Source organism: Leisingera sp. (assembly GCF_982940295.1).
In genome coordinates this window covers 240,985-250,958 of record NZ_CEYXRG010000004.1, presented here as the reverse complement: position 1 = coordinate 250,958, position 9,974 = coordinate 240,985, and the positions used below count along the sequence as shown (strand labels likewise).

5 protein-coding genes and 1 pseudogene are annotated in these 9,974 nt (G+C 64.5%); 4 read left to right on the top strand and 2 right to left on the bottom strand.

Annotated elements, in window-relative coordinates; genetic code table 11:
* Positions 1-264 precede the first annotated feature (264 nt).
* Both AC4HIX_RS05970 and AC4HIX_RS05965 read left to right on the top strand, forming a co-directional pair.
* A complete protein-coding gene (locus tag AC4HIX_RS05970; protein ID WP_490398278.1) occupies positions 265-2,151 on the top strand; it encodes a methyl-accepting chemotaxis protein in 1,887 nt (628 codons plus the stop codon).
* 233 nt (positions 2,152-2,384) lie between these two features.
* Positions 2,385-4,286, top strand: a complete 1,902-nt coding sequence (locus AC4HIX_RS05965) for a methyl-accepting chemotaxis protein (protein WP_490398277.1) — start codon at positions 2,385-2,387, stop codon at positions 4,284-4,286.
* Between the two features lie 75 nt (positions 4,287-4,361).
* On the opposite strand, the gene AC4HIX_RS05960 is transcribed toward AC4HIX_RS05965, so the two are convergent.
* Together AC4HIX_RS05960 and AC4HIX_RS05955 are read right to left on the bottom strand one after the other, a co-directional pair.
* Complete coding sequence (locus AC4HIX_RS05960) at positions 4,362-6,575, bottom strand: NADP-dependent isocitrate dehydrogenase (protein WP_490398276.1); 2,214 nt, start codon at positions 6,573-6,575, stop codon at positions 4,362-4,364.
* 321 nt (positions 6,576-6,896) lie between these two features.
* Positions 6,897-7,394: an SH3 domain-containing protein gene (locus AC4HIX_RS05955; RefSeq protein WP_490398275.1), complete on the bottom strand. Its 498-nt coding sequence runs from the start codon at positions 7,392-7,394 to the stop codon at positions 6,897-6,899.
* Positions 7,395-7,608: 214 nt separating this feature from the next.
* On the opposite strand from AC4HIX_RS05955, the gene AC4HIX_RS05950 reads away from it, so the two are divergent.
* Positions 7,609-8,595, top strand: coding sequence for a 2-hydroxyacid dehydrogenase (locus AC4HIX_RS05950; protein ID WP_475050420.1), 987 nt, complete (start codon positions 7,609-7,611; stop codon positions 8,593-8,595).
* 39 nt (positions 8,596-8,634) lie between these two features.
* Positions 8,635-9,974: pseudogene (locus AC4HIX_RS05945) on the top strand (gamma-glutamyltransferase family protein); the annotation flags it as partial.

Below are 9,974 nucleotides of genomic sequence, written 5' to 3'. Positions count from 1 at the left end.
ACGATCACACAAACAAAACCGCCGCTGCGATAAACGCAAGCGGCGGTTTTGCGTTGCAAGACCTCAAGAGCGGAAACCGCGCGCCGGAAAACTGCCCCTGAAGGCTTGCTGCAAACGTCCACGAGTGCCGCAGCCTCGCCAAAGACGATAATTCTCAGCACCAACTGCCGTAAACTGCCGTTGCGGCCCTGTTCAGTAGGGGATTGTTAGAGACTGCTTCCTAAGTTCGGTCCGCAATAGACCTGCAACGAAGGCTCTGCAAAAATGTCTCGAATACCCGCTTTTCTCTACCGTCTGCCCGTCCGGATCTACGCACTGGCCGCTTTGGCCGTTTTCTTGTTTGCTCTGTTGACCGTCTTCCTGCTGATCCGGGCAAACACCGCCGAATACGCCAGCCGCGAACGCGAACTGCACCAGATTACGGATCTGGCTTTCAGCCAGCTGGACGAATTGCAAAATCAGGTCGAAACCGGCCAGCTGGACGAGGCCACTGCCCGTGAGATGGGGCGCGCAACCCTCGATAGTTTGAAATTCGGCACCGCGGGTGATTTTCACGCCTTTGATTTCGATCTGGTGATCACCGCAAATGCCTTTCTGCCGGAGTGGGTGGGCACGCGCCAGCCGGATTTGACCGATGAAAACGGCGTCAAGATCTATCAGGAAATGCTGAAGATCGCCAAGGCTGAAGGCCAGGGCTCGCTGATTTACCATTTCGCCAACGCCAGCACCGGCGTGATCGAGGCCAAGATGGGCTATATCCGCGTCTATGAACCCTGGGGTTGGATCGTCGGTACCGGTGCATATGTCTCGGATATCGAAACTAATGTGCGGCAGAACATTATCACAACCGCAACCGCGCTGCTTGTCACCCTGGCGGTACTGATGGTGGGGGCAACCCTGATCACCCGCAGTGTCACCGGACCGGTGAGCGCCTTGCGCGGACGCATGCAGTCGATGGCCGACGGGGACACCGACAGCGCCATTCCGGCCACCACCAACAAGAGTGAAATCGGCGATATGGCACGAACTCTGGACGTCTTCCGGACATCCCTGATTCGCCAGCAGGAGCTGGAGGCGGCGCAGAAAGAACTCGACGAGAAGCGCAGCAAGGTGGTGTCGGCGCTCAGCGGCAAGCTGTCCGCTCTGTCCCAGGGCGATCTGACGGTACAGATCACCGAAGCCTTCCCCAAGGACTATGAGCAGCTGCGCCAGGACTTCAATACCTCGGCCAGGAACCTCAGCGCTACGGTCGAGCAAGTGATTGCCGCGGCCAGCAGCATCCGCAATGGTGCGAGCGAGATCAGCCAGGCCTCTGATGACCTGTCGCACCGCACCGAAAGCCAGGCTGCGACGCTCGAACAGACCGCCGCGGCGCTGGATGAGCTGACGGCCTCGGTTAAATCCGCGGCCGAAGGCGCCCGCAGCGTCGAGGCGACGATGGAGGAGGCCAGGCACGAGGCCGAAACCAGCGGCGAAGTGGTCCAAAGCGCGGTTTCCGCGATGACTGAGATCGAGCAGTCCTCCAGCCAGATTTCCCAGATTATCGGGGTGATCGACGATATCGCCTTTCAGACCAACCTGCTGGCGCTCAACGCCGGGGTCGAAGCGGCAAGGGCCGGCGAGGCTGGGCGCGGTTTCGCGGTGGTGGCCTCGGAAGTGCGCGCCTTGGCGCAGCGGTCCTCGGACGCGGCGATGGAGATCAAGACCCTGATCAGCAACAGCTCCGGCCAAGTGGAGCGCGGAGTGGAGCTGGTTGGCAAGGCCGGCGAGGCGCTGCAAAGCATCGTGTCGCAGGTCAGCCATATCTCCGGACTGGTGTCCGGAATCGCCGAAAGCGCCGCCGAGCAGTCGACCGGTCTGGCCGAGATCAACACCGGCGTCACCCAGCTGGACAAGGTCACCCAGCAGAACGCGGCCATGGTGGAGGAAGCCACCGCTGCGGGCCAGATGCTGAAGGAGGACGCCACCAAGCTCACCGGTCTGGTCGCCCACTTCAAGATCCCAGGCACCCGTGCCGCTGCCCCGGCGCAAGCCGCCGCCGCCCCGGCACCGAGCGCGCATGGACCCAGCAGCTGGGACATCGAGGTCAAGCCGCAGCCGGCTGCGATGGCAGAGGGCAACGCCGCCAAGGACCTGTGGCAGGACTTCTGATCCTTGCGCCAAGCAAAACGAGAAAACGCCCGGGCATTTCCCCGGGCGTTTCCGGTTTCCTTTGGGCCAGGCGTCGGCCCAAGGAGGCCTGTGCGGCATTCCATTCAAAATGCGGCAAAAACCTCCCGGAAACCGGCACCAAAACTCCGGCAGGGCCCTGCAGGGTAGGGGTTTGTTAGAGACTGCCTCCTACAACAGGTCGGCAATAGAACCGCAATGAAGGCTCTGCAAGTATGTCCCGAATACCCGCTTTTCTCTACCGTCTGCCCGTCCGTATCTATTCCCTGGCGCTGCTCGCGCTTGGATTGACCGCCGTGCTCACCTTCGTGATGCTGAATCAGGCTGTGAACAACGCCTATGAGATGCGCTACAAGGAGCTGCACAATGTCACCGACGCGGCGGTCAGTCTGCTGCGAGACCTGGATGAAGGGACCAGGACCGGACGGTTCACTCCGGAACAAGCCCTCGACATCGGACGCGAGCGGCTGACCGCGCTGCGCTTTGGCGAGTCCGGTTATGTGTTTGTTTTCGATCACGACCTGGTGGTTCAGGCGCACCCGACGGTGCCCGATTGGGTTGGCACCAACCAGGGCGCCTATGAGGATGTGACAGGCATCAAGGTGTTCCAGGAGCTGGAGAAGATCGCCGCCTCTCAAGGGGCGGGGGAACTGACCTATTACTTCAAAAAGCCGGGCTCCGACGTGATTGAAGCCAAGATCGGTTATGTTCAGGCGTTCGAGCCGTTCGGCTGGATTGTTGGCACCGGTGCCTATGTTTCCGATATCGAAGCGGATGTGGCTGCGATGCGCAACAAGTCGCTGGCGGTTCTGGGCGGCGGCCTGCTGCTGCTGGCAGCGGCGGCCTTCTTTATCACCCGCAGCGTGACCGCCCCGCTGAACAGTCTGAAGAACCGGATGACCGCACTGGCGGAAGGCGACACCGAAAGCGGAATCCCGTCATCCGGCGCGCGCAGCGAACTGGGCGAGATTGCCCGGGCGGTGGATGTGTTCCGCCAGGCGCTGATCCGGCAGCAGGACATGGAGCAGGAGCAGCAGCAGCTCGACGCCACCCGCAGCGGCGTGGTGGAAGCGCTCAGCAGCAAGCTGTCGGACCTGTCGCACGGCGATCTGACCGCACAGATCACCGAAAGTTTCCCGGCTGAATACGAGCAGCTCCGGCAGGATTTCAACAGCACCGCCCAAACCCTCAGCCAGACCGTGGAGCAGGTGATTGCCGCGGCTGACAGCATCCGCAGCGGCGCGGGTGAGATCAGCCAGGCATCGGATGACCTGTCCCACCGCACCGAAAGCCAGGCCGCGACGCTGGAACAGACTGCGGCAGCCCTGGATGAGCTGACCGCTTCGGTGAAATCCGCCGCCGAAGGCGCCCGCAGCGTCGAGGCAACGATGGAGGACGCCAAGCGCGAAGCCGAAACCAGCGGTGAAGTGGTGCAAAGCGCGGTCTCCGCGATGACCGAGATCGAGCAATCCTCCAACCAGATTTCCCAGATTATCGGCGTGATCGACGACATCGCCTTCCAAACCAACCTGCTGGCGCTGAATGCCGGGGTCGAGGCGGCAAGGGCCGGTGAAGCGGGCCGTGGTTTCGCGGTCGTTGCGTCCGAAGTGCGGGCGCTGGCGCAGCGCTCCTCTGATGCCGCGATGGAGATCAAGACCCTGATCAGCAGCAGCTCCGGCCAGGTGGAGCGCGGCGTGGAACTGGTGGGCAAGGCAGGCGAGGCGTTGCAAAGCATCGTGTCGCAGGTCAACCACATCTCCGAACTGGTGTCCGGTATTGCCGAAGGGGCCGCCGAACAGTCGACCGGCCTTGCGGAGATCAACACCGGCGTCACCCAGCTGGACAAGGTGACCCAGCAGAACGCGGCGATGGTGGAAGAATCCACAGCGGCCGGCCAGCTGCTGAAGGAGGATGCCACCAGGCTGACCGGGCTGGTTGCCCACTTCAAGATCCCCGGCACCCGCGCGGCCGCCCCGGCCAGGACGGTACCGGCGCAGGCCGCCGCAGCGCCGGCGCCGACCGCGCACGGCCCCGGCAGCTGGGACATGGAGGCCACGCCGCAGCCCGCCGCAATGGCTGAAGGCAACGCCGCCAGGGATCTTTGGCAGGACTTCTGAGCCTCAGCGCCTGCGGAACAAAAAAACGCCCGGGGGAAGCCCCGGGCGTTTTTCGTTTGTATTGGTGCGGACGGATCAGCCGATGATCGCGTTCAGCGTCTCCGAGGGGCGCATCACCTTGGCTTTCAGATCAACGCTCGGGTTGTAATAGCCGCCGATGTCGGCTGCGCCGCCCTGTGCGGCCGCCAGTTCGCTGATGATCTGCTCTTCCTTGGCGCCGAGGGCCTCTGCGATGGGGGCGAAATGCGCCGCTAGTTCCGCGTCCTCGGTTTGCGCTGCCAGCGCCTCGGCCCAGTAGCGGGCAAACCAGTAGTGGCTGTCGCGGTTGTCCGGCTCACCCACTTTGCGCGAGGGCGAGCGGTTGTTGTCGAGGATGCCCTGGGTGGCGTCCTCAGCCGCGGCGCCCAGCACGCCGGCCTTCTTGTTGCCCTTGCTGTCGGCTAGGAAGTTCAGCGATTCCCCCAGCGCGCAGAATTCACCCATTGAATCCCAGCGCAGGTGGTTTTCCTCGACCAGCTGCTGCACGTGTTTCGGGGCAGAGCCGCCGGCGCCGGTCTCAAACAGGCCGCCGCCGTTCATCAGCTTGACGATCGACAGCATCTTGGCCGAGGTGCCCAGCTCCAGGATCGGGAACAGGTCGGTCAGGTAGTCGCGCAGCACGTTGCCGGTGATGGCAATGCTGTCCTCGCCCTTGGTGATGGTTTCCAGCGACTGGCGAGTGGCTTCGCGCGGCGCCAGGATCTGGAACTTGTCCGCAACGCCTGCGGCTTCCAGCGCGGGCTTCACGTATTTGATCAGCTCGGCGTCATGGGCGCGGTTTTCGTCCAGCCAGAAGATCGCCTCGGAGCCGGTCAGACGCTGACGGTCCAGTGCCAGCTGGATCCAGTTCTCGATCGGTGCCTTCCTGACGGTGCAGGAGCGCCAGATGTCGCCCGCTTCCACCTCATGCTCATGCAGCGTATCGCCATTGGCCAGAACCACCCGGATGGTGCCGTCCGCGGGCGCCTCGAAGGTGGTGGGGTGGGAGCCGTATTCCTCAGCCTTCTGCGCCATCAGGCCGACGTTGGCGACGGCACCGGCGGTGGCCGGGTTCAGCGCGCCGTTTTCCTTGAAGAACTTGATGCTCTCGTCATAGACCGGCGCATAGCAGTTGTCGGGGATCACGCAGTTGGTGTCGCCCTTGTTGCCGTTCTCATCCCAGCCCTTGCCGCCGGCCCGGATCACCGCGGGCATCGAGGCGTCGATGATCACGTCGGAGGGGACGTGCAGGTTGGTGATGCCCTTGTCGCTGTCGACCATGTACATGGAGGGGCGCTCGGCGCGCACCGCGTCGATGGCGGCCATGATTTCCGGGTTGTCCTTGACCCGGTTCAGCAGGTCGCCGAGGCCGGAGTTCGGATTGACGCCCAGGGCCTCCAGCTGCGGGCCGAACTGATCGAACACCGGCGCCAGCCAGGCCTTGACCGCATGGCCGAAAATGATCGGATCGGAGACCTTCATCATCGTGGCCTTGAGGTGCAGCGAGAACATGGTGCCGTCTGCCTTGGTGTCCTCAATGGCGTCCTTCAGGAACGCCGACAGCGCCTTGGCGGACATGAAGGTGGCGTCGGCCACGGTGCCTTCTGCCAGCGGCCAGCTGTCCTTGAGCACGGTGACGGCGCCGTCCTTGCCAACGAACTCGATCTTCGCGTCACCCGCCTGCGCGGCGGTGATGGTCGCGGATTTCTCGTTTGCATAGAAGTCGTTGCCCGGCATCGACGAGACTTTGGTCTTGCTGTCCGCCGACCAGGACCCCATCGAATGCGGGTTCTTCTGGGCAAAGTTCTTGACTGCCTTGGCAGCGCGGCGGTCGGAGTTGCCTTCGCGCAGAACCGGGTTCACCGCCGACCCCTTGATGGCGTCATAGCGGGCGCGGACGGCTTTCTCTTCGTCGGTCTTCGGCTCTTCCGGGTAGTTCGGAATGTCAAAGCCCTGGCCCTGCAGCTCAGTGACGGCGGCCACCAGCTGCGGCACCGAAGCGGAGATGTTGGGCAGCTTGATGACATTTGCGTCCGGGGTCTTCACCAGCTCGCCCAGCTCTGCCAGGTCATCGCTCTGGCGCTGCTCTGCGGTCAGGTTTTCCGGGAAGGCGGCGAGGATGCGGCCAGCCAGCGAAATGTCCTTGGTGCCGACAGAGACACCGGCGGCGGCGGCGAACTTGCGGATGATCGGCAGGAAAGATGCCGAGGCCAGTTCGGGCGCTTCGTCTACAATGGTATACAATATGTCCGGGGTTTGATTTTCTGCCATGTTCCACAACCTTTCAGCGATCTCGGAGGCTTTTGTGACGGCAGCGCGGACGGGCCGCGCCGGTGAGGGTATTCCGGTGCTGCCGGAGCGGGGCCCGGGAAACCGGGCCGGAACCTGCTTTGGCAGCTATAGATACGGCCCTCATGTAGAACACCATTGCTGCGGGTGCAATGGTTTGGCGCATTTCCCTCCCCGCGCGGATTGCCGCGGCAGAAGGGAGGGGCGCTGCCCCGCAGGTTCGAAGGAAGAGGGGCGCTGCCCCTTTTGGGCCCTTGGCCCAATTCACCCCGGAGTATTTCGGGAAAGATGAAAGGGCAGGGGTTATTCGCGCAGCTCGTCCGGGGCGACGCCCCAGAGTTTTTTCTTGGGGGCCCAGCCGCTGTAGCCGCCGGCCGAGATCTCGCACCAGCTGGTTTCGCATTCGCCAAGGCGGGCGACCACGCCCAGCTCGAAGGCGGCAGTGACCGGCGCGCGGGTGTCGGGGCGGGAATGCACGGTCAGCATGTCTTCTTCGACCAGCACCGTGCGCACGCCCGACAGAAGCGCGTAATGCACCCAGCCGCCGGCCCCTTCGCGGTCCTGCACCCGGCGCCAGTGGCCGTACTCAGCTGTGATTTCCAGCGGCATGCCGCGGCGCTTGAACACCCAGTCGATCTTGTGGCTGAGCGAGGGGCCGCGGCGCACATTGCCTTTGGCAGCCTTCATCGAGACATAGCGGGGCAGGGGGAGGTTGGTGACAGGCCCGCGGGATTCGGCCGCGCAGACTGCGCCCGTCAGGGCCAAGGCTGCCGCCGCTGCCGCCAGATGGCGGATTGCCATTGCCGCTTGTCTCACTGCCTGCTCGCCTCTTCTTGCCCAGCCGGGTTGTGCCCAGCCTCTTGCTCCGGTGTTCTGCCCGTTTCGGTCTGACCCGCCGCGCCGCTAAATTTCCGGTTGCGGGCCGGGGAATGCGGTTGGGTTCTTGTGCCTCTTCGCATCCTGCGCCACGATGCCATGGAGGCGTGCGGAATGAAAAGCCCAAGGGAGAGCACAAGTGCCAAGAGACCGATTGAGTGTTGTCGTTACGCGACGGTTGCCGGAACCTGTGGAGACCCGGCTGAGCGAGCTGTTTGATGTGCGCCTGCGCGAGGATGACACGCCGATGACCCGGACCGAGCTGGCCGCGGCGCTGAAGGACGCTGATGTGCTGGTGCCGACCGTCACCGACAATATTGATGCAGGGCTGCTGGGGCAGGCGGGCGACCGGCTGAAGCTGATTGCCAACTACGGTGCCGGCGTCGACCATATTGATGTGGCCACCGCCCGCCAGCGCGGCATTCTGGTGTCCAACACGCCTGGCGTGCTGACCGACGATACCGCCGACATGGCGATGGCGCTGATCATGGCAGTGGTGCGGCGGATGCCCGAAGGCCTGGCGGTGATGCAGAAGGGCGACTGGCAGGGCTGGGCGCCGACCGCTTTCTTAGGCGGCCGCATTGCCGGGCGCCGCCTGGGCATCCTTGGCATGGGCCGGATCGGCCAGGCGGTTGCCAAGCGTGCCGCCGCTTTTGGCATGCAGATCCATTACCACAACCGCCGCCGCCTGCGCCCGGAGGTCGAAGAGAAGCTGGAGGCCACCTATTGGGAGAGCCTCGACCAGATGGTGGCGCGGATGGACGTGCTCTCGGTCAATTGCCCGTCTACGCCCTCCACCTTCCACCTGATGAACGCCCGCCGCTTGAAGCTGATGAAACCCTCGGCGGTGATCGTGAACACCTCGCGCGGCGAGGTGATCGACGAAATGGCGCTGACCCGGATGCTGCGCGCGGGTGAAATCGCGGGCGCGGGTCTCGACGTCTATGAGCATGGCACCGACATCAACCCGCGCCTGCGGGAGCTGCCGAATGTGGTGCTGCTGCCGCATATGGGGTCGGCCACCCTCGAAGGCCGGATCGAGATGGGCGAGAAAGTGCTGTTGAATATCAAGACTTTCGAGGACGGCCACCGCCCGCCGGATCAGGTGGTGCCGTCTATGCTGTAAGCGCACCGGAATGTGGCTGGCATTTAAGGGAGGACTTTCATGAAGTATCTGATTCTGGCCGCTGCCGCGCTTGCCGCGGGCTCCGCCGCCGCGCAGGAAGCCGCGGATGCTGTCGCGCCCGAAGGCGCGACCGCCGGCACGTTTGAGGCGATCTCCTCCGAAGTGGCCGCTGCACTGGAGGCCAAGGCCGCAGGCGAGCCGGTGGAGGCGGAAAACTGGATGGTTGCCGCCGCCAACCCGCATGCAGTGGAGGCCGGCGCCGGCGTCCTGCGCGCAGGCGGCACCGCGGCGGATGCGATGGTGGCGGTGCAGACAGTGCTGGGGCTGGTGGAGCCGCAATCCTCGGGCCTCGGCGGCGGCGCGTTTCTGGTCTGGTACGATGCTGCCACCGGCGAGGTGACGACGCTGGACGGGCGCGAGACTGCACCGCTCGCCGCTATGCCGACGCTGTTCCAGGATGAGAACGGCGAGCCGTTGCAGTTCTTTGACGCAGTGGTCGGCGGTCTTTCTGTCGGCACCCCGGGCACGCCGGCGCTGCTGGAGGCGGCGCACCGCCGCTGGGGGCAGGCCAACTGGCCGTCGCTGTTTGAACCCGCGATCCGGCTGGCGGAGGAGGGCTTTGCTGTCTCGCCGCGGCTGGCCGGGCTGGTGGCAACCGATGCAGAGCGGCTGGCACGGTCCCAGGCCACGGCTGCCTATTTCCTGCCGCAGGGCGAGCCAATCCAGGAAGGGGTCGTGCTGCTGAACACGGACTATGCCGAAACCCTGCGGGCATTGGCTCAGGACGGCGCGGGGGCGTTTTACTCCGGGCCGATCGCGGCAAAAATCGTGCACGCCGTCACCGCTGCCGAGGGCAACCCGGGTGTGCTTTCGGGCACGGACCTTGCGCTCTATCAGGTAAAGGAACGCCCGGCGGTCTGTGTCGCTTACCGCGATTTCGAGGCTTGCGGCATGGGGCCGCCGTCTTCCGGCGCGCTCACCGTGGGCCAGATCCTGGGGATGCTGAACTCCTATGACCTGGCTGAATTGGGGGCGGACAGCGCCGAAGCCTGGCGGCTGATCGGCGATGCCTCGCGCCTCGCCTTTGCCGACCGCAGCCGCTACATGGCGGACAGCGACTATGTGCCGGTGCCCACCCACGGGCTGGTGGCGGCGGATTACCTGGCCAGCCGCGCGGAGCTCTTGCAGGGCGATGACGCGCTGCCCGAGGTGGCGCCGGGCTCGCCCGAGTTCGACCATGCGCTGCTGGCGGACGACGAGTCGATCGAGCTGCCCTCGACCTCGCATATCTCGATCGTGGACCAGTACGGCAACGTGCTGTCGATGACCACGACGATCGAAAACGCCTTCGGCTCGCGGCTGATGGCGGGCGGCTTCCT

Bases quoted from the DNA above. Each gene is read 5' to 3' on its own strand.
- AC4HIX_RS05970 (WP_490398278.1), top strand. From the start codon at position 265: ATGTCTCGAATACCCGCTTTTCTCTACCGTCTGCCCGTCCGGATCTAC.
- AC4HIX_RS05965 (WP_490398277.1), top strand. From the start codon at position 2,385: ATGTCCCGAATACCCGCTTTTCTCTACCGTCTGCCCGTCCGTATCTAT.
- AC4HIX_RS05960 (WP_490398276.1), bottom strand. From the start codon at position 6,575: ATGGCAGAAAATCAAACCCCGGACATATTGTATACCATTGTAGACGAA.
- AC4HIX_RS05955 (WP_490398275.1), bottom strand. From the start codon at position 7,394: ATGGCAATCCGCCATCTGGCGGCAGCGGCGGCAGCCTTGGCCCTGACG.